Raw genomic sequence first — 19,862 nt, forward strand, 5'->3', positions numbered from 1 at the left:
TGTCGCGAAAGCGACAGCGAGAGCACATCGCGCCCGCTAGGTTGCTGACAGGGGGAAGGACTCATCCATGCAAAATCATCATAATATTATGGACCTGCGTCGTGCGGCCGTACGGGCGTTACCGCGTCCGATCTTCGACTATCTCGACGGCGGGGCGGAAGACGAAATCGTTCTGCGCCGTGCGACCAGCGCTTATGATGACATCGAGTTGCTTCCGCAGGCGCTGGTTGATCTGTCGGCGTCCAATCACCAAACGCAGATTTTCGGACGCACCATCCCATTCCCCTTGATGCTGGCGCCGACGGGTCTGACCCGCTTGTTTCACAAGGATGCCGAAGTCGCGGTCGCCGAAGCAGCTAACAAGGCCGGATTACCGTATTGCCTTTCCACCCTGGGCACGACCACGATGGAGGACTTCGCACGCATGACCACAGCGCCGCGGCTGTTCCAGATCTATATCTTCAAGGATCGCGGTCTGACAGAGGAGTTCATCTCGCGAGCCCAGGAGGGCGGATATGACGGTCTGGTCTTGACTGTCGATACGCTGGTCGCGGGCAAGCGTGAGCGCGATCTCGTCAATGGCCTCAGCCTTCCGCCCCGTCTCAACGCGCGAACCTTCCTGCAATTTGCGGCAAAGCCGCGATGGTCGCTGCCCGCTCTGTTTGGTCGCAAGTTCGATTTCGTCAACGTCGCGCACCGCGTCGCGACGATGTCGGACAAGCAGGTGCCGCTGCACGTTTATGTCGCCGGGCAGTTCGACAATTCCATAACCTGGAAAGATGTCGAATGGCTGGCTGCACGGTGGAAGGGTCCGCTGGCGGTCAAGGGCATCCTGCGGGCAGAGGATGCCCGGCAGGCGAGCGAATGTGGAGCCGACACGGTGATGATCTCCAACCACGGCGGCCGCCAGCTAGAGACGGCGGTGGCGCCGATCGACCAGATCGCGTCCGTTGCCGATGCGGTCAGGGGCAGGGTCAAGATCATCTGCGACGGCGGGATCCGGCGGGGCTCGCATATCGCCAAGGCCTTGGCGCTCGGCGCCGATGCCTGCTCGATCGGCCGTCCCTATCTTTACGGGCTTGCCGGCGGCGGCGCGCAGGGCGTGTCGCGCGCGCTGGACATCATGCGAGAAGAATATGAGCGCACGATGGCGCTGCTCGGCGCGGCGACGCCGCGGGATCTCAAGCCGTCCATGCTCAAGAGGATCGGGCCACGCGCATTCAGTGGCAGCTGACGACAGGCGAGCCCTTGTGCAACTGCCCTGAGACAAGCCGAGTTAGCTTGTCTCAGGGCAGCTTCAGCCCTGTAGGCCTGCTCGCCAGTCGGCCAAACGATCCAGTGCCGGCCGCAGGGCATCCGCCATGGGCGCGAGCTCATAGACATGGCTTGCAGCGGGTGGCGGAAGATAGTTGCGTCTCACGAGTCCTGCAGATTCGAGCGAGCGCATCCGTGTGGTCAGGACATTGGCGCTGATCGCCGGTAGGGCATGTCGCAGATCCGAGAAGCGCCGCTGTCTTTCTTTCAGTAAGAGCAGAATTTGCAACGTCCATCGATTCTCGAGGATTTCTAACGAGTGTTCGGGTTCAGGCGTATCCAAAATTGCGGGCTGATGCAGCTTGGTTATCTCACATACCCCGGTCACACACGTCATAAGGGGTGAAGAACTGCCCGTGCGCCGCATTGTGGAGTTCGAGTTCTCCAAAAACTGTGCCCAAGACATCGCCGGGTTCAGCTCCCCGCGCGAGCGCCACCTCGGCAAAGATGCGCGGGAAGATTTCGACGATATCGCGGTCATAGCGGCCGACGATTTCGAGATAGCGGGCTTCTCTGGGTTCGCGTTGGTGTAGGTCGACGCTGTTCGAAATGCCGATAGCGCTCGCTTCCATGCTGTCGGAAAAGAACGTGTACGGGTCATGGCGGGGCTGACAGGATCTGAGCAGCTTGCACACCGCCTTGAGATGCGAGTCTCGAGACTTCATCGGATCATGCTTTCTGGAACGAGCCGTGCGCGGCTGCTTGTCGGCGGCAGGACGGGCGAACGCGGGGTCACGGCCGGGGAATTAGTCGAAGGGGGTGCTGGCGCGTTTTATCCTGGGGCGCTTCGTCCCGCGGGCTGTCAGCCGGCGCCTCGCACGCGTACACACATGGTCGACGCCAGCAGCGGCCAGGCCGGGCTCGGTTATTCTCCAGTTGGCGGCGGGTCAGCCTTTGGCCACGAACGCGTGCGCGTTTACTGCATCGATGCCGAGGCCTTCGATCGGGAATATGCGCTGCTCGCCGTCATAATCCGGGTAGTAGCGGCCCGAGATCAGCATGGATGTCCCTGCCCTGACGGCGAACTTGTCCGCGAGAGTTTGGAGTCCGCGGCTGACGCTCTCGAACTCGCCTGCGCGCTTCGGATTGGTGGCTCTGACGGCCTCCCATTCGCCGGTCGCGTTGTCGCGCTGTGCGAGCACCATACGGCGCACTATTTCGATTTCGGCGGGGAAAAGGCCGAGAGTGAATATAGCGTCTGCCATTTTGGGTCCTTTCCGTTGCCGGGTGCCCGGTGCGTGCGGCGGATCAGCACTTCTCGAAAAGGGGAAGTGTTCCCTGAGCGGATGCGCGGTCGAGACCGCAGATTTTGAGCGGGCATGCGCCGTACCTGCCCTCGCGGTCGGCAAGCAGGTCGCGCGAGGCGTGGAAGTCCACGAAAGGACCGGACCAGCCACTCGGCCTTCGACAGCCGACCCCGGCCGGCGCCTTGCAGTCGGGGCATTGAACGGTGAGAACGGGATCGACCGGCCATGTCTTTCCGCAGCCCGGCTTCTGGCAGAAGGCCGTTCCCTTGACGATGTGCGCCATTATCCGACGCCTTGGGAAATGGTCCGCTCTCTCTCAATATCGGTGGGGTTGGCGAGGAACACGGTCCAGTCGCCATAATAGACGCCGTCATAGTCGATGAGATCGCTGGTGACCGAGAATTGCCAGTCGCACAGTGGCCCGTCGGCGTTCGAAAGCCCGCGCTCGCGCCAGCCTGCCATGACCGTTGGGAAGAAACGGTCCATCACTTCGGGAGCGGCGGCGAATTTGACGTCGCACATGTAAGTCGTCTGGACAAAGGCTAGAGGACCTATGATGGGGCCCTCGCTCCCCCAATCCTCGAGCTGCTCGGCCGGATCGCGCCGGCCATGGTATAGTCGAAGATAGAGTTGCGGCGGTTCACTGTCCTGGTCCGGATCGGAAGAGGCTGGGACAGTCGCGCGGGCAGGAATGTCGTTCCCGGACCCTTGCGCGAGCGTGGCCCTCGCCATGTCGATGACATGGTCATCAAGATGCTCGGAGACTTGCGGCAGCAATGCCTTCAGCCGTTGGACCTCGGCTTCAAGCGCACGCAAGGCAGTCAGCGGTTCAATGCTGGCATCCGGAACACCGAGCATTTCATAGATATGCGTCGCAGAACCGTGACTCTGGACGATGGCCAGCGCCTGCTTGCTCGTCGTGCAACTGTCGAGCGCAAAGCGGCACGCCATCTCGTCAGGGAGAATGCCGGCATAGAAGAAGCTCGCTGGCAGACCGCTGGCCAAAGTGCATCGGAAGCTGCGATCGCTATCGCGGTGGATATAGGCGATATTGCCGTGCTGGTCGGTGGCCTTGATACGAATGGCGGGTTTCATGCTGTTCTCCCATTAGGATTGCACCCGCACCCCTCCCTCTCCGCTCCCGCCATCGGATGCGAAGCGGCTTGGGAGCAAAATGTGTCGGGGTGGCGGCGGTGATCGGTGCCGGCGGATCGCACTGGAAAGACACTGCAGGCGGCGGCGACCAGAGCGCGACGAGTATAGCGGTGAGCGGCGGACGTTCCGGGCTTTGGGAGGAAGAACGCAGGTGGCGTAGCGCTTACAAACCAGGCTGCAGCGTCCAAATCGGTCGGACCCGTCAGCCTCCGATTGGTTGCCATTCGTAGAGGAGATGATTGTCCGGGTCATATTCGCTGCCAATGGCAAATCGCACCCGCTTGCCGTCACAGGCAAAGCACGAGGCACGCGGGAAGCTGAGATAGATTTTGCCTTCGAAGATGAGATCGCCCGACCGCACGGCTTGCACCGTGCGCGTGGTACCCAGCGCGCGATGCCCCGCCGCTGCAGAGATTAGTTTGAGCTGGTCGCCAGGCTTGAGACGGCGCTTGAAGACGGCGAGCGGGACCAACGGCTCGACTGGATTGGTGCAGCCGCGCCGCACGGCGAGTGCGGCCCAATAGGCACCGCTGATGCGCACCTCGATGAAGAAGGCGCAGCTCATATAGTCCTGGTAGAAATTGGAGTCGGTGAAGCTGAAGCGCTTGATCTGGTCGCGGACTTTGGCGACGAACGCATCGCGTGCGGACCTGTCCTGAAGATCATCCGCAGCGTCGAGAAGTTCGGCGATGATCTTCCTGCCACCTGCGAAGGTCTGGCTTTGGATGGTGAAGGAGGTATCGGCGAAAACCTCAGGGAGGTGCCGTTCGATGCGCTTGCAGATCGAGGACAGGGGTTCGCGCTCACGGTAGAGGTCGCCCTGATAGTGGAAGTTGCCACGATCGTCATGTACGGTCTGGCTGTACAGACGTGGCGAAGGGTTCGCCGGCGGTGCCTGCGTCATGAGAATGTTCCTTTTTGGGTGGTCAGGCCAGGAGCGCTGGATCGAGCCCTTCGGTCTCGGCGGTGTCGGTGCTCCAGACGATGGCGTCGATCAGCGTTTGGCCGCCCGCAACGACTTCGGTTTCGGGCAGAATGGCCGGCCAGGTCGCGCCTTCGCGCTGTACGATGCAGTGAGCGATGCCCGTGCGTGCGTGACAGGCGATCGCCTCGCGTTCGTGGCGGCGAAGATAGTCGCCAGTCCTGATTTGCGGAGAGGTCGGCACGTCAGGCGGCCTTGATGGCGGTCTCCGCTTCGCCGACGATCTCGACGAGGGCGCGGCTGTAACCGTGGCGATCGAGCCAGCTCTCGGCCGCAGCCCGGTCAGCCGCGACATGGAGCAGCTCGCGTTGATCGTTCCACTCCTGCAAGACAAGCGCAGCCCCCGGGGGCGGAACATCGACTATCTCGAAAACACGCTGATCGGTGACAGCGAACATCTTGTTCACGGAAAGGACAATGACGTCCTCGCTGCCATAATCGGCTTCGTGTAACGTGAAGGTAGCGGGATAAGGGTGGCTGCCCGTACCTGCGGGAGAGAGCTGGGTGAGGCGTCCGCCGCCATTGCGGCTTTCCCATGCCCGCACTTTGCGCGTGAAGCGCTCCGGCGGCCGCGGCGTGCCATCTGAATAGCGAATGCGGGCGCCCAGGGGCGCGTCGTCATAGATCGATTGGGCTGTCTTGGTCATAGAGAGTCTCCTGAAATGAAAAAGCCCGGCATGAGCCGGGCCTTTTGCAGTCGATGAAGCTGGTGGCGGGTGGCGGCGCATGCACGGTGTCTAATTGGGCAGCGGTGGCGGCGATGCTTGCGCCCGGTCAGCGCATGATGCGACCCAGGCCCAATAACCTAGGCGCGTGTCGTCATTTTGGACTTCGGTTTTCCAATCGGAAAGCCGGTAGTCGGGATGCTCGCCCCATGGGCCGTATGCGCGTACGAGATCGTTCATGCCGGGGCTCCTTCTCGATACGACGATCAGGCCTGACGGCGGGCGTCTGAATCGGAGAGCAGGATTGGCGGGGGTGTGAACTCGGCGCCCGTGAACCAGATCTCGGCGCGCTCGTACGAGCCGATATCCTGCAATTCCCGCAGGGTCAGAACCACAGCGTCGGATTCGTTCAGTTCATAGTGTCGCGGTTGGTCATGCCCATCATAGACGACACGCTCCGGGCCGAAGATGCCGGAACAGCTGCCTGAGGACCGCCGATAGGAAAGTTTGTGCCGTAAGCAGAAGCTTTCGACATGCTCGAAAATGCCGCCGGGAAGGTCGTAGGCGCAGATTTCGAGCGAAACACCTTCAACAATCTTTTCGGCGTCGAGCGCCTCGCCTTCCCAGTCCGCTCTGCCATGGTCGGTACCGATGGCGTCGATCAGTTCGGGGATGACGGAGCGGGATATGGTGCCGCCGATGATGATTGATGCGGATGCGCGGTCTGCCATGGTGGTCTCCCATATAAGCATCGGCCCGAGACAATTCCCGGTGCACCCCGCTTTCTTCCCCCTCCCCTTTGACTTCATGCATCGCGCAAGGCAGGAAGTCTGCTTTACCTCTTCGAAAGACGGTCTGTTTATCGGGGACCGACCCATCCGCAGTGGCAATTTCCATGGAGCTGAGCATGTCCGAGGCAGAAAAGCCCGATCTTACGAATTTGACGGTGCAATTGCTGAGCGCCTATGTTTCGAACAACACGGTGGCCAGCAATGAACTGGCCGAGCTGATCCGGTCGACGCGTGTTGCCTTGGAAAGCGAGATTGCTCCGGCGCCGACAGCCGAGCTGCAATATGTGCCGGCGGTGACGGTTCGAAAAAGTTTGGGATCCCGCGACCACATCATCAGTCTGATCGACGGTAAGCTCTATAAGAGCCTGAAGCGCCATCTCTCCTCGCATGGGCTCACGCCTGCCGAATATCGCGCCCGTTATAATCTTCCATCGGACTATCCGATGGTCGCTCCGGGCTATTCACAGCAGCGACGGGAAGTCGCCCAGCGTCTTGGTTTGGGGAACAGGAAGAGCGTCGCTTCGGCACCCGTCGCGGCGGCAGAGCCTGCGGCCGAAACGGCGCCCCCGGCGGAAGCCCCCGCTACGATCGATGCGCCGCTCGCAGCGGAGGCAACACCCGCAGCCATCGTTGCGCCGGTAAAAGCCTCGCGCGCGCACAAGGCAAAGTCTGAGCCCGTCGTTGGCTCTGCGGTCGAAACTGAGCAGGCAGCGCTCGAAGGTGCACCTGAGGCTGCTGCAAAGCCACGTAAGCCACGGCCCGGGAAGCTAGCGACGGTCAAGGCCAAGCTGGACAGGCAGGGCGAACCAACGGCCCCGAAGCAGACACGCGCACGGCGCGCCAAGAGCAATGCAGCACCCGCTCCTGAAAAGGTCGGTGGTAGGAAGACTGCGAAGGCTACACCAGCGGAGCCCGTGGAATAACGCTGATTGCCCATCGGCATTTGCATGCCGATGGGCAAGTCCGGCAGAGCCGGACAACGTCAATCCTTGCCTGCGACCCCGATCAGATGGCGAAGCTTGGCCCAGGCCATTTCTTCACCTGCGTGCAGACCGCGATTGAGTCCCTGGCCATAGAGACGATATGCTGCGGCTGTAACTTCCGGCGTCGCCGTAGCGGGTAGCAGGGTCACGAATTGTCCCTCATCGTCATGCAACTCGAACACGTCTCCGGCATCTGTCAGCGTCGTGATCGCGATGGAGGCAGAACTGCCGATCTTGGTGAGCGCGAGATTGAAGGACTCGACGAAGGTGTCGTCGACGACGATTTTGTCGGGCATGGATTCTCTCCGGGCTACGACCGCAGAATTTGCGATCCCCTGCCTTGTCCTCCTTCCCTTTTCCCTCCGGCAGATAGCGGCCAGTTGCGAGACGGTGCAGGAACGGGGTGAAGAAAAGTGGGGAACTGGAGAATTAAGCTGATATCGAACTGTGTTCGATAAGATCGGCCCAACAGGATTTCAGCCGAGGCAGTTTTGTGGGTCGCACTTACAGTTCGCATGGGTGGAGAGGCAAAGAGCTGAACGCAGTCGACGATGAAGGCGCAACTTTGAGCTAGAGGCTGTTATGGACTTGGCGGCGGGAGTGATTCATCCGATATTGGATGAGCATTTGCCGCAAGCCGTATCCGTCTGACGTCAGCGATGAGGAATGGCAGTTGGTCACGCCGTACCTGCTGTTGCAGCGTGAGGATACGGGCCAACGGGAGCACGATCTGCGCGAGGTGTTCAGGGGTCTGCGCTACATCGTGAAGACCGGCGCGCCGTGGCGTTGGCTGCCCAATGAACTGCCGCCCTGGGCCGCGGTGTACGAGCAGACACAGCGGTGGCTGGCGGCGGGTCGCAACGCCGAGCCGACTCCCGCAATCATCGACAGTCGGACGCTGCGATCGACGCCCGAGAGCGTGGAGCGCGCCGGTTATGACGGGGACAAGCGCAAGAAAGGCTCGAAGATCCACATGGCGGTCGATACGCTGGGCCACCTGCTGGCGCTCCACGTGACGCCGGCCAGTGCCGAGGGCCCCGGCGAGGTGGAGCGGCTCGCGCGTACCGTGCAGGGGGTCACAGACAAGGCCGTCGAACTCGCCTGGGTCGATCAGGGCTACCGGCGAGCGTGCTGCCAATGCTGCAGCCAGACACGGCATAGTCCTCGAGGTCGTCAAACTGCACGAAGCCAAGCGTGGCTTCGTTCTTTTGCCACGACGCTGGGTGGTCGAGCGATCATTCGCATGGGCGATCCGCTTCCGGCGTCTCGTCAAAGATTACGAACGCTATGCTGAAACACTCGCAGGATTTCACGTCGTCGCATTCGCCTGCCTCATGATGAAACAGGCCATTGCACTCGCCACAGGTTCATAACAGCCTCTAGGGAACAAATTGGAGGTAGACTTGAGTTTTGTCGATGAAATGGTGGAGAACGGCGGACACTTTTTCGCAGAATGCAGGGGGAAGAGCGCGACATTTCGGCCGGTCAGCGATCGTATCGAAGATATCGAGTCGTTTCAGACCGTCGTGCGGCGGCTTCGCGAGCATGAGGGCGATGGCTACACGATCTTCCAGGATCATATATTGGCCGATCATGGACGTGGGCGTGTCGACTTGATGGTTGTTTCGATTGGCGCCGGCTAGATATGAGGGAATGGCGCCTCAGACGGAGACAAATGATGACCGATCCCAATCCGCCGGTTGCAGAACTCGATGCGTTGATCGCGAAGCATGGACAAGACGACAAGGCCATCGAAGCTATTGTTCGTGGATATCTGCGATGCGCGATTTACGTGTACCAGAGGCATGCCCTGATCCGTGCTCTTCGCCATCTGAAGATAGACGAGTTTGGACTAAGCGACGAACTGGTCGCCGACTTTCAGGCAGAAGGCAGCAAGTATGTTGCGCAATTTCGAGACTGGTTCGTGGAGGAATTCCGGGCATTCGGTATAAAGCCCACGTCTGAATTGCCCAATTAGCCGGCGGCTGGGGCAGAAATGCTGGCGAGCATCCGGCTGCGCCCGGAAATCGCTATGATCGCTCGGCTATGATCGTGACGAGCAGTTCGTTCGCGCGGTCGACGGGCAGGAACAGACGGGTCTTGTAGCTGATCACCTCGCTGAACGCCCCGCGCGCCTTGAGCCAGTCGCGGTCATGCGGTTTGAAGTCCCGAATTTCGAGTCTCCGGCTGTTGTTGACGAAAGCGGACACCAGGCGGGCGCCGTCGAGACCGGGGATGAGCGCCCCATCGCCAGTTTTCGCTGCGGCGATCAGCTCCTCGGGCGTCAGCTGGATCGAACCCGCCAGACCGAATTCCGCTTCGAGCTTTTCGACCGCTCGTGGCATCACGATGCGGCCGAGGATCGACATTCCGGCAGCATCGTCAATCCGCCAGACGCGTACGTCTTCCTCCGGCAGCTTGTGCCATACAGGCAGAAGCAATCCGGTCGCGACGCTGATCACCTGAATGTCCACCTCGGCGACGGCTTCTTCCATCTCGGCCTCCCAGAATTGCTGGAAGCTCTCGCGATCGATCGTTTTCCAGTGCGTATGCCAGAGTTCGGCGAACTGGATACGGCTCGCGCCGGTGGGGCGAACAAGCTGGCACATTGGAACCGGGCGACCTTCTTCGTCGGTGATCGACCAGGATGGCACGCGCAGCGCGACGCGTCCCGAGCGGCCGTTACGCAGGAAGGCTACGTCGTCGGTGCCATCCCAAAGCTGCATGAGACGCGCGAAGCTCGTGACGTGCGGTTTCAGGTGCAGCTCCAGGCGTAGCAACCGGGTTTCGGCGCCAGTCACGGGATCGACCCTGAGGACCTGTTCAGATAAGGGAACGATGCGTTCGGCGCGGATGGTCTCCACGCCCACATCGAGCGTACCTGCTTCCCGGGCAGCGTCGACACGGGCCTGGATGAGTCCCATATATTCCTCGAAGATCGCGTTCTGGGTGGCGATCTTCAAGGCAAGTATCCGGTTCAGCCAGCGCTGGATCGGCGGCAGCTTGTCGAGCAACGTCTCATTGTCATCGGTAAGCTTGAGGCCGGTGATGATCTGGAACGCATCGAGTGTGACGCTGGAGAGCTTGCCCGCGTGGAGCAGATGATACCATTGCGTGAGCGCTTCGCGGGCATAGTCGCTTTCGAGATTGTCGGCGGGATTGAAGAGATTCTGCCCCCCAGTCTGGCGCTGGCCGCGGGTGAGTGCGCCCAGGCTGTCGAGACGTCGGGCGATCGTGCTGATGAAACGCCGCTCGCCTTTGCAGTCGGTAGTGACCGGCCGGAATACCGGTGGACTGGCCTGGTTGGTGCGGTGGGTACGGCCCAGCCCCTGGATTGCAACGTCAGCCCGCCATCCGGGCTCGAGCAGGAAATGAACGCGGCGGCGGTGCGCGCTCTTGCATTTGAGGTCGGCATGATAGGAACGGCCAGTGCCGCCGGCGTCGGAGAAGACGAGGATCGGCTTCTTGTCGTCCATGAAGGCCTGCGTTTCGGATATGTTCGATCGGGCGCTGCGGCGCTCGATCTTCTGTCGGCACTGCGGATCGACCACGATGCGGCGGGAGCGGCCCGTGACCTCGGCAATCCTGTCGGTGCCGAAATGCCAGACCAGCGCATCGAGTGCGGCCGGAACCGGCGGCATGGCGCAGAGCCGCTCGACAAGATCGTCGCGGGCCGCTGCCGCTTCCTGGCAATGAACGGGGCGTCCGTCCGGGTCCACCATCGGCTCGGAGCGCATCGTTCCGTCCGACGCGCGGAAAGCGCGCATCTGCCGCGTCGGGAACGCGGTCTTCAAATAGTCGATGAGCGTGTCGAGGGGCGAGACATCGACCGACAAATTGGCGCGTTCGTCTGCTGAAAGGTCCGCAAGGCGCCGGTCGAGGATTGCTTCGGCGGTGGTCACGAGCTGGACGACGGCAGCGTGGCCCGCGGCAAGCTCCGCCTCGATGGCGCGGATGACCGTCGGCATCTTCATCGAAATGAGGAGCTGGGAGAAAAAGCGTTGCTTCGAACTCTCGAACCGGCTGAGCGCTGAACCCTTGGCCATCGCGTTCATTGTCGCGCCCGACATGCGGTCGACGATGTTCGCGGCCTTCAGCGCCTCATCGAGATTTTGATGGATGATGGCCCAGGCGTCGGCATAGGCATCGTAGATGTCGATCTGATCGGGTGTGAGCTTGTGCTCGAGCGGCTCATATTCGACGCCGGCGAAGCTGAGCGCGCGTGCGGTGTAGAGGCCCATCGCTTTAAGATCTCGTGCGACGATCTCCATCGCTGCGATGCCGCCATCTTCCATTGCGGCCATGAAGGCATTGCGGTCGTGAAAGGCGGTGCCGGGCCCCCAGAGCCCCAGACGGGAGGCATAGCTCAGATTTTCTGGCTTGGTCGCGCCCGTCGCGGACTCATAGACGATGCGGGCGCGGGGCAGCGCATTCTGAAGCCTGACGCCAGCGAGCCCCTGTTCGGATCCCTTGGCATTGCCGAATTCGCTTTCGGTTCCCGCCGCGTTGCCGAGCGCATGGGACTCGTCGAGCAGGATGACGCCTTCAAAGTCGGGGCCGGTCCACTGCAGTATCTGTTGGAGGCGCGAACTCTGGTCGTGCCGGGATGAGCGCAGGGTTGCATAGGTGAGGAACAGGATGCCGCTCGCCATCGCGACCGGCTCGCTCAGTGGGAAGGCATCGAGCGGCTGGATGTCGATAGGCAGGCCGCCAAGAGCGCTCCAGTCGCGCCGTGCGTCCTCCAGCAGTGATGCGCTCTTTGAAATCCAGATCGCGCGGCGACGGCCCTGGTTCCATTGATCGAGGATGATGGCCGCGCCTTCACGTCCCTTCCCGACGCCTGTGCCGTCGCCCACGAAAAAGCCCGTGCGGTAGGCGTGACCTGTGGCATTTTCGTGAAGTTGGTCGCCAGCCTGATTGGGTATGAATGTGCCGGGCAGATCGCGAGAGAAGGCCTCTCCGGCATGGATCAGCGTTTCGAGCTGCGCGTCGGACAACGCGTCGAATGCCCGGCGCTGCAACAAGGGTTGGTGGCTCGGGGCCGGCGGAAGCACCGAGGCCATTGCGATGGATTCGACCAGTTCGTCCGGATGGGCCGTGGCATCCTCGATGTCGATGCGGGCAAGCCGCCATGGCGCATAGATGCCGACCGGGTCACCTGCCGTCCGGGGCGTGGCCCGCACGGCATAGGAGAGTGGCCGGGCCGGATCACCAGTGGCCGCGATCCGGTCGGGAACGGGGATTTTCTGGCCGGTAACGCCACCGAATAGCGAGCCGGACGGATCCGCCAGGCGCGGTCGGAGCCGAACCGGTGCGGCCGCCGGCGGCGGAGGGGGTATCGAAGGGTCGAGACGCGGCGGCAAGGCAAGAACCGGGGCGAGCGCAGCATCGATATCGTCGACAGTGTGACGTGTCGGCGAACCAGACCAGCCCTTGTCGAAGACGATCAGCCTGACCGAGATTGCGGTGCCGTGCTTGGCATAGGGATGGCCGAGAATGGTGATCTCGGCGCGCGGCGTCACCAGTTCGGCAACCGCATTATAGCCGCTGGCATCGCTGCCGTCGGCCGCGAAACTCGGCGGCATGATCGCAACGCAGCGGCCGGCATCGGCAAGGCGGAGCAGCGCGGAGCGCAGGTGCCGGGCGCCGGCATGGCGGTCCCTTCCCCGCCCTTCGCTGCGGCTGAAAGGCGGATTGATGAGGACGACGCTGGGCCGATCGTCTACCGGCAGCCGGTCGTGGACGAACTCAGCGTCGTGCTGGGCTACCGGTTGATTGAGCGCGAGCGAGAGGAGCCGTGCGCGTTGCGGATCGCGCTCGTTGAGCGTCAGCGGGAGGCCGAGGTAGGCGGCGTGGGCAGCGAGCATGCCCGTGCCGGCGGAGGGCTCGAGGACCCGATCCTCGTGACCAAGTCCCGCCGCAAATGCCGCGAGCCAGGCCAAAGCCAGCGGTGTGCTGAACTGTTGCATCGCGACCTGGTGCTCGCTGCGATAGGTTTGGGTTGGCAGCCGGTCCTGGAACCGGCGCATGGCGGCGAAGGTCTCTTCAGGTTCACAGTCGCGTCGGAGCGCGAAATCCTTTCGCGAGAGCAGGATTGTCTGTGCGGCCTCGAGCGCGTCATAGGCGTCGCGCATGGACCAGTCGCCCGTGGCATCAGAGGTGCCGAAGGCCTCGGTCATGTGGCGCTTGAGGGCGTGCCGTGTAGGAATGTCGCCGCGCGCGAGGCCGTCAGCGATAGCGCGGGCGACCTGGAAGAGACGCCCCGGTTTGTCGTCGGTATCGTTAGCCGGATCTACCAGCTTGAGGAGAGGAAGGGTCATGGCAAGCTCCTGGGCTCTGGGGCTCCACAGCCCCGCCGCCCACCGCCCTCCCCCTCTCCTTCCTCTGGTGCGACCAATGCCAAGGGGCGAACGCGACCATGGGAATGCGTTCCGCATCATCGGTGGATATGTTGTGAAGCAGGAGCGCGCCGCGCCTTTCGGGGCTTCCCACTGCGCCGGGAGGCGGCATCGATTTCACTGCGGCAGTCGCAGATCGAAGGCCGTCAATCAGAGAACGTCGTGGAAGGAGAGATGGCCGTCATAGAGGGTCTGGACGACGAGTTGCGTTCGGCGGCGAACGCCATATCGCCGGCGAACGGTCTCGACATGATCATGGACCGTCTGGTCGCTCAAGCCGAGGATACGCCCCGCTTCCCAGTCGCTTTTCCCCTGGGCGACCAGCATCAGGCATTCCGTCTGCCGGCCGGTCAGGGGAAGATTGCTCGCGTGATTGGTCGGCGGGACAAGGCCGGCGATACGGCGAACCGCTTCGAAGGCGTGAGGCGCGAGCAGCTCTGCTGCGTATCGTCCCTCATCCAGCGCCGCGGAAGGATCATCGGAGGCGAAATTCACCAGCCCACCCCGGTCGCCTGGGATGCGGACGGCGACGGTGACGCCGTAGCGCAGCCCGTGGACCGACAGAAGCTCCAGAAGCCTTACATGCTGGTCGGTCAGCCGGACACGCTTTGGTATGTCGCTCCAGGAAACGCTGGTCGCGCAATTGGCGACCGCCATTGCCATAGGATTGTTGAGATGAAGAGGATGGACCAGGGAGGTTTCGCGAGCAGCCAACGGGAAATTGGTCACGTCCACCATTTTTACGGTCGGTTCGCCGGGGCTGCCAAGATGTGACAAGGAGAACCAGCGAAAGCCGCTCATCGTGCAGAAGGTTTCGAGGATATGGATCATCGCTGCCATCGATGAAGCTCTGCTGCACTGGCCCACCAGCGCGGGAACATGCGGCAGGCAGGAAGAGCCCAGCGCAAACATCATGAGGATCGGCAGCCTTGATAGGTGGAAGCATCCGCGGGCAGTGACAGCAGGAGCGATATACCGAAAGGTTCGCAGGCTATGGCGCGGTCAACCTTGCAGGGCCGGCGACAGGCCAACACAAATCTGTATATACTTGGACAATCTCCGGCCATAAAGCGAGGTTGAATTGATGGCCAATCAAGATCAACACGAATATATGCCAATTCGGCATTAAATAATGCAAATCATTATTAATAACTTGGCGAGAAGTTTGTACCTTTATCCAATTTCCTCCGAATACAAGCCATCGCTCGGGTAAATTGTATGGTGACCGGATATGGGAGGTTGACGTGGAGCAATCTGGCGCACCGTCATTTTTAAACTGATCTATTCCGCTTCCCTTTGCAGCACCATCGGGGTGACTGTGTTTTCCTCCTGGTCCATGGACAAAATCCGCGCAGTCCGGCCATTGCTCATCTGGTAGATGACATCGGCCATACGGATCGTCTCGGGACGATGCGCGACGAGGAGACGCGTCATCCGCAACGCCTTCAGGGCGCTGACGACCTTTGCCTCGGTAACGACGTCGAGATGAGCCGTTCCCTCATCAAGCAGGAGGATATCCGGCTTCTTGTAGAGCGCGCGCGCCAGGAGGACGCGCTGCTTTTGGCCACCGGAGAGATTGGATCCCATGTCTCCCACCATGGTCTCATATTTCATGGGCATTTTTGCGATATCGTCGTGGATCGCGGCCTGTCTGCAGCACTCGACGATCCAGTCCATGTCGTAGTCCGGATCGAAGAATGCGATGTTCTCAGCCAGTGTGCCGGCGAAGAGCGTGTCCTCCTGACTCACCACGCCGAGCCGCCCGCGGTAGGAGCGTGTTCCGAACTCCCACATCGGAACGCCATCGATGAGGACTCGTCCCGACGTGGGTTGGAGCAGGCCGGACAATATCTTGAGCAATGTCGTCTTGCCGCTGCCCGAAGCGCCAATGATGACGGTGGTTTTGCCCGGCTCGATCCGCATGAACATTTGATCCAGCACAAGCGGGAGACCGAGACCATAGGAATAGCTTACATTCTGAACCTCCACGACCCCGCAGGGCGCCAGAACCGGCGGCGAGGCATCGGGTTCGCGGGCCTCGAACGCGATATCGGAAAGCCGGTCGAGATGAACATCGAGCAGCCTGTAGTTCAATGACTGGTCAATGAGCCGGGTGAGCGCACCAACGAAATTCTGCTTATAGGCCTGGAAGGCGAAGAGCATGCCGAGGCTGATCTCGCCGGCCATCACCATCTTGATCGCAAGATAGATGAAAAGGATGTTCTCGATGGCAACGATAAAAGCGTTGGTGGTGTCGAAGCCAGAGGTGATCCTGCCGAGGCGGATGGACCCATTGACGACATCGGCCTTCTTGTTTTGCCACAGCCGCTGGCGATTGCCTTCCTGGCAGAAGATCTTGATCGCTGAAATTCCCCGGACATTCTCCAGAAAAGCCGAGCTCTCGATCGCCTGGGCGGTCAGGAGATTGGTGTTTGCAAGCTTCATCGACTGGAAGAACAGAAGCTTGACCGCGACGTAGAGCAGGACGACGCATCCGGTGAGCGCCGTGAGCACCGGCGAGTAAATTACCATCAGCGCGAGCGTCGAAAGGGCGAGAATGCCGTCAACCACGGCGCTGACGAGGCCGCGGCTGAGAAGGTCCGTGATCGGCTGGAGTGAGCCGAAACGCGAGACGACATCCCCGAGATGACGCTTCTCGAACCAGGCGGACGGGAGAAATATCGTATGCCTGAAAAGATTGGCCGCTGTTTGGAGGCTGAGGCTGTTGCTGAGGCTGATAACGAGCCTCGCGCGGACCCAGCTCGTCATGGCATTCAGGAAGACGAGCGCGCCAAAGCCGATCGCTATGATATTGAGCAGGTCGAGATCCGAGCCCGGCAATGCCGTATCGATTGCGAGCTGCGTGAAGAACGGCATGATCAGCGTGACGACCTGCATGATCGAGGAGAGGATGAGAATCCTCAATAGCGCGGGTCCAAGCCCCGATACCCGTGTCCAAAGCTGGGTGAGCCGGAGGCGATCGCGCTGCCGCGCCGGTGTGAAATTCGTGCTTGGTGTCAGTTCGAGGGCGATGCCGGTAAAATGCTCAGAAAGTTCCTCGTCTTCGAGCGTCTGCAGGCCCCGGGCAGGATCGAGGATCGTGTATTTGCCGCCGCGTGCGCCCCGACGGGCACGATCAAGCACGACATAGTGATTGAGGTCCCAGTGCAAAATGGCCGGCGTCGCGAGTTGGTCGAGGGAAGCGATCCCGCATTGAAGAGCCCGGGTGTGAAATCCCATCTGATCGGCGATGGTCACGAGATCCTTCAGGGACGAGCCGCGTGACGACAGCGGAAAGCGTCGCCTGAGACCGGAGAGTTCGCCCTGCTCGCCGTGGTGCCGCGCAACCATTGCCAGGCAGGCGAGGCCGCACTCGCCCGCTTCAGCCTGCCGGATCAGCTTTCGGTGCTCGGACAGACCTTCGATAAGGCTCAAGAGCGCCTCCTGACGGCGTTCAATGGCTCGAGCACCCAATCGAGGAAAGATCGCCGCTCGAGGATCACCGTCGCTGTCAGGCTCATCCCGGTCTGAAGATGAAGGGGGCGCCCGAATGCCGGCACGATCTGCCGCGCCAATTTGACGCGCACCTTGTAGACGGGCTCCTCGATCTTGAGCGGAGTGTCGAGTTCGCCTGGGGTGAACGCCGCCTTGGACATGTTGAGGATCCGGCCATCGAAGCTGCCGAACTGCTTGTAGGGAAAGGCGTCGTACATGATGCGGACGGCCTGTCCGTCACGAATGAAGCCGGCCGATCGGGACGGGGCGAACAATTCTGCCTCGAAGGCCGATCCGTCCGGCACAACCACCATCAGCGGGATTCGGGCATCGACATTTCTGCCAATGGTGGCCTGAAGCGCGGTGATACGCCCGTCGATCGGAGCGACGATCGTATAGCCCACCTCCACGCGCGCACGGGACTGCTGCTGGGAGAGTGAGAGCAATTGCCCACGCAGTTCGGCCGATTTCTGCCTCTGAACCAGGGGCAGCTGGTGTAGCTGGGCCGTGAGATCGCTTTGCCGTGCCGCAAGCTGGGTTCGTTGCTGGCGTAGCTGCTCCGCGCGTTGTTGTTCGCTGTAGAGCGCCTGCCGACGACGTTCCATCTCGAGTTTGCTGATATAGCCGCGATCGGCGATTGGTTGGATGCGCTCGAGCGTCTCGGACATCGAACGAACGATCGCAGTCTGGAGGTCGAGTTGATGGCTCAGGGACTGACTCTCGGCGGCGTTCGAGGCGATCGCGGTCGTAAGGCGCCTCTCTTCGTCAGCGGCGGTTCGCGCTTCGGCGTCCAGTTGCTGGTCGATCGTATCACTCTGGAGTCCGAGCGCGGTCAGCGTTTCGCCAGCGGAGCCGCGGCTGGCGCCGTCGCGCATATCGACGCCGATGAAGGCGATCGGCTGGCCTTTTCGGACCTGGCTACCCTCGCGGACATATAGGCGCTCGATGGTCCCGGCCCGCGCAGCGAAGACCTTTGCGGAAGGCAGGCTGGTTACCACGGTTCCCGGGATCTGCGCGGTGCGGGGGTAGCTAGCGTTCACCGCCCACAGGATCAGGGCAAGGCTGAAAAGGCCCATGACGGTCACGAATACGGAGTTGATTCGCGTGTCCGCGATGACGATGTCGCCGTAGAGGCGGTCCCGCCGTTTCCTGATGACCTGTTCGCGGAACAGCGATGCCATGGTCTTGCCGTCGCTCAAAGATCGGCGGGCAGTTGCTCGCGCAGCGGCTCCACGACTGCTTCGAGCCGGATCAGATCGGCTCGGGCGAGGTCGCGGAGCAAGGTTTGGAGGGCCTCGGCCGGGATGTCGGAAATCCGGGCCTGCAGGCTTTCGATGTCGATACTGGTCGTGTCGGCCAATTGCCGGACGATACGCTCATGGTCGCCCATCAAGTGGATCGGATTGCCGTTCACATGGATGACGGGACTTTCGGCGTTGGCCTGGCGCGCATTCAATGTGACACGGGTTTGCGCGGCCAACGGCCGGTCCGCCTGCTTGACAAGGGCGTCGATATTGAAGGGCGTCACGACCCGTTCGCGCTGTTGGGAACGGGTGTAGAATGCATCGAGCATGGCAGGGTCGCGCAATGCTTTGGCGATGACCTGTGCGGCCTCGTCGACGCGGGCGGCGTCATGGGTGTCGCCCAGAAGCGAATGCCGCAGTTCGACCAGATCCGGCAGCGTCGAGGCGCACGCCCAGACCAGATAGTCGAGGATGAGCGGGGTATGGACAGCCACGGTAAAGTGGATCGTGTCATATCCGGCAACGGGAACCACGCGGTGCCACCACCCCCGCGGGACATAAAGAATGTCGCCGGCCTCAACGACGTCGTCGAAGACCGGCGTGGCCGGAACTTCATCCTTGCGCTCGTTGCTGACCTGGCTGCTGATCGGGAGCGGATGCGTTGGCTCGTAAAGACGCCAGTGCTTGCGACCGGCGACCTGGACGACGAACACGTCATGGGTGTCCCAGTGCACGTTGGTCGCAGCCTCCTCGCCTAGCGAGGCATAGGCGTTGGCGCTTGTCTGGGCTCCCACGAACCGCCCGATCTCCAGGCAGATATCGCGGACGGGTGTCGACACGAGCTCGATGCGGTTGAGGACGATCGTCGCGCCGGACGCGATCATATTATAGAGGCGGTCCTTGAGTATTCTCCGCCGCCGCAGGCCGACATCGATGAACTCCTCGACATAGGCGGAAGGCTCGGTCCGTCCATTATACAGGACCTTGAGCAGCTCGCGGGTCGGATCCTGAAGATCCAGTGCACGATCGATCAGCGACCATCCATAGGGCGCTGGATCGAAGCATTTGCGCAGGAACCTCGGTTTCTGCTCAAAGTGGAGGGTCCTGAACTCATCGCGACTCATCGAGAAATTGATCATCGGGACCCCCAAATTCTTGGGGCAGGTTCGGCATTGAGGCGGAAAAAGGGAACACCCCTGATCAGGGGTGTTTACACAGGCAGGCCGCATTTATCCCAGGGAGCGGCGGGACATGCACAGGCGCCATGCCGATTGCTCAAGCGGGATTTCCGCCGATACGGTGCTTCCGGTGTCCAGATAGGACCGACAGGATGGCGACCTTGTGGTTTCAGGTGGGCTTCAGCAGCGATAGCTCAGCGCGAAGCGGCGCTCACGCCGACGGTCAGTTCGAATTTTGAGGCGGCACGTTCCGCCTCGGTCTTGCTTGACCAATGACGGAACCGAAGATCACGCCCAGGGCGACACCCATGGCAACGTGGCCGGTCGCTGCCCCGATAGCGGCGCCGAGCGCGATACTTAGGCCAATAAGACATGCTGATTTCTTCACCGACACCGCCTATGCTTTTGAC

21 protein-coding genes and 1 pseudogene are annotated in these 19,862 nt (G+C 61.6%); 5 read left to right on the forward strand and 17 right to left on the reverse strand.

The window, feature by feature from the left end; translation table 11 throughout:
* Positions 1-67 precede the first annotated feature (67 nt).
* Positions 68-1,234, forward strand: coding sequence for an alpha-hydroxy acid oxidase (locus tag J0A91_RS18530; protein ID WP_069206133.1), 1,167 nt, complete (start codon positions 68-70; stop codon positions 1,232-1,234).
* A 63-nt stretch (positions 1,235-1,297) separates the two neighbouring features.
* Here the strand turns inward: J0A91_RS18530 and J0A91_RS25255 are convergent, their stop codons facing one another.
* From J0A91_RS25255 to J0A91_RS18580, 10 genes are all read right to left on the reverse strand, one after another.
* Positions 1,298-1,720 carry a winged helix-turn-helix transcriptional regulator gene (locus J0A91_RS25255; RefSeq protein ID WP_150126963.1) on the reverse strand — a complete coding sequence of 141 codons (423 nt, stop codon included), beginning with the start codon at positions 1,718-1,720 and terminating at the stop codon, positions 1,298-1,300.
* Positions 1,626-1,979: a hypothetical protein gene (locus J0A91_RS18540; RefSeq protein ID WP_069206134.1), complete on the reverse strand. Its 354-nt coding sequence runs from the start codon at positions 1,977-1,979 to the stop codon at positions 1,626-1,628. The genes J0A91_RS25255 and J0A91_RS18540 overlap by 95 nt, the downstream gene beginning before the upstream one ends.
* 222 nt (positions 1,980-2,201) lie before the next feature.
* Positions 2,202-2,519: a hypothetical protein gene (locus J0A91_RS18545; protein WP_150126964.1), complete on the reverse strand. Its 318-nt coding sequence runs from the start codon at positions 2,517-2,519 to the stop codon at positions 2,202-2,204.
* A 43-nt stretch (positions 2,520-2,562) separates the two neighbouring features.
* Complete coding sequence (locus tag J0A91_RS18550) at positions 2,563-2,844, reverse strand: zinc finger domain-containing protein (RefSeq protein WP_069206136.1); 282 nt, start codon at positions 2,842-2,844, stop codon at positions 2,563-2,565.
* Positions 2,844-3,656, reverse strand: coding sequence for a hypothetical protein (locus J0A91_RS18555; protein ID WP_069206137.1), 813 nt, complete (start codon positions 3,654-3,656; stop codon positions 2,844-2,846). The genes J0A91_RS18550 and J0A91_RS18555 overlap by 1 nt, the downstream gene beginning before the upstream one ends.
* A gap of 262 nt (positions 3,657-3,918) precedes the next feature.
* Complete coding sequence (locus J0A91_RS18560; protein WP_069206138.1) at positions 3,919-4,620, reverse strand: hypothetical protein; 702 nt, start codon at positions 4,618-4,620, stop codon at positions 3,919-3,921.
* A gap of 22 nt (positions 4,621-4,642) precedes the next feature.
* On the reverse strand, positions 4,643-4,882 hold the full coding sequence (locus J0A91_RS18565; protein ID WP_069206139.1) for a hypothetical protein: 240 nt from the start codon (positions 4,880-4,882) through the stop codon (positions 4,643-4,645).
* A 1-nt stretch (position 4,883) separates the two neighbouring features.
* Positions 4,884-5,345 carry a hypothetical protein gene (locus J0A91_RS18570; protein WP_069206140.1) on the reverse strand — a complete coding sequence of 154 codons (462 nt, stop codon included), beginning with the start codon at positions 5,343-5,345 and terminating at the stop codon, positions 4,884-4,886.
* Positions 5,346-5,435: 90 nt separating this feature from the next.
* Complete coding sequence (locus tag J0A91_RS18575; protein WP_169833165.1) at positions 5,436-5,603, reverse strand: hypothetical protein; 168 nt, start codon at positions 5,601-5,603, stop codon at positions 5,436-5,438.
* A 26-nt stretch (positions 5,604-5,629) separates the two neighbouring features.
* Positions 5,630-6,094 carry a hypothetical protein gene (locus tag J0A91_RS18580; protein ID WP_069206141.1) on the reverse strand — a complete coding sequence of 155 codons (465 nt, stop codon included), beginning with the start codon at positions 6,092-6,094 and terminating at the stop codon, positions 5,630-5,632.
* Between the two features lie 176 nt (positions 6,095-6,270).
* On the opposite strand from J0A91_RS18580, the gene J0A91_RS18585 reads away from it, so the two are divergent.
* Positions 6,271-7,077 carry a Ros/MucR family transcriptional regulator gene (locus J0A91_RS18585; protein WP_069207480.1) on the forward strand — a complete coding sequence of 269 codons (807 nt, stop codon included), beginning with the start codon at positions 6,271-6,273 and terminating at the stop codon, positions 7,075-7,077.
* Positions 7,078-7,136: 59 nt separating this feature from the next.
* On the opposite strand, the gene J0A91_RS18590 is transcribed toward J0A91_RS18585, so the two are convergent.
* On the reverse strand, positions 7,137-7,433 hold the full coding sequence (locus tag J0A91_RS18590; protein ID WP_069206142.1) for a hypothetical protein: 297 nt from the start codon (positions 7,431-7,433) through the stop codon (positions 7,137-7,139).
* Positions 7,434-7,756: 323 nt separating this feature from the next.
* On the opposite strand from J0A91_RS18590, the pseudogene J0A91_RS18595 reads away from it, so the two are divergent.
* From J0A91_RS18595 to J0A91_RS18605, 3 genes and pseudogenes are all read left to right on the forward strand, one after another.
* Positions 7,757-8,510: pseudogene (locus J0A91_RS18595) on the forward strand (IS5 family transposase).
* A 30-nt stretch (positions 8,511-8,540) separates the two neighbouring features.
* Positions 8,541-8,780 (forward strand): hypothetical protein, encoded by a 240-nt coding sequence (locus J0A91_RS18600; RefSeq protein ID WP_069206143.1) that lies wholly within the window; start codon positions 8,541-8,543, stop codon positions 8,778-8,780.
* 35 nt (positions 8,781-8,815) lie between these two features.
* Complete coding sequence (locus tag J0A91_RS18605) at positions 8,816-9,115, forward strand: hypothetical protein (protein WP_069207481.1); 300 nt, start codon at positions 8,816-8,818, stop codon at positions 9,113-9,115.
* A 52-nt stretch (positions 9,116-9,167) separates the two neighbouring features.
* Here J0A91_RS18605 and J0A91_RS18610 read toward each other — a convergent pair whose 3' ends face one another.
* From J0A91_RS18610 to J0A91_RS25315, 6 genes are all read right to left on the reverse strand, one after another.
* Positions 9,168-13,457 (reverse strand): strawberry notch-like NTP hydrolase domain-containing protein, encoded by a 4,290-nt coding sequence (locus tag J0A91_RS18610; RefSeq protein ID WP_069206144.1) that lies wholly within the window; start codon positions 13,455-13,457, stop codon positions 9,168-9,170.
* Between the two features lie 228 nt (positions 13,458-13,685).
* On the reverse strand, positions 13,686-14,375 hold the full coding sequence (locus J0A91_RS18615) for an autoinducer binding domain-containing protein (protein ID WP_069206145.1): 690 nt from the start codon (positions 14,373-14,375) through the stop codon (positions 13,686-13,688).
* A 441-nt stretch (positions 14,376-14,816) separates the two neighbouring features.
* A complete protein-coding gene (locus J0A91_RS18620) occupies positions 14,817-16,970 on the reverse strand; it encodes a peptidase domain-containing ABC transporter (protein ID WP_150126965.1) in 2,154 nt (717 codons plus the stop codon).
* Positions 16,967-18,211: an HlyD family secretion protein gene (locus J0A91_RS18625; protein WP_069206146.1), complete on the reverse strand. Its 1,245-nt coding sequence runs from the start codon at positions 18,209-18,211 to the stop codon at positions 16,967-16,969. Before J0A91_RS18625 ends, J0A91_RS18620 begins: the two co-directional genes overlap by 4 nt.
* 14 nt (positions 18,212-18,225) lie before the next feature.
* The gene (locus J0A91_RS18630) at positions 18,226-19,413 is read right to left on the reverse strand and encodes a JmjC domain-containing protein (protein ID WP_069206147.1); all 1,188 of its coding nucleotides are present in this window, start codon (positions 19,411-19,413) and stop codon (positions 18,226-18,228) included.
* Between the two features lie 262 nt (positions 19,414-19,675).
* Positions 19,676-19,846, reverse strand: coding sequence for a glycine zipper domain-containing protein (locus J0A91_RS25315; protein WP_476749567.1), 171 nt, complete (start codon positions 19,844-19,846; stop codon positions 19,676-19,678).
* Positions 19,847-19,862 lie beyond the last annotated feature (16 nt).

This window comes from Sphingomonas panacis (assembly GCF_001717955.1).
GTDB lineage: Bacteria > Pseudomonadota > Alphaproteobacteria > Sphingomonadales > Sphingomonadaceae > Sphingomonas > Sphingomonas panacis.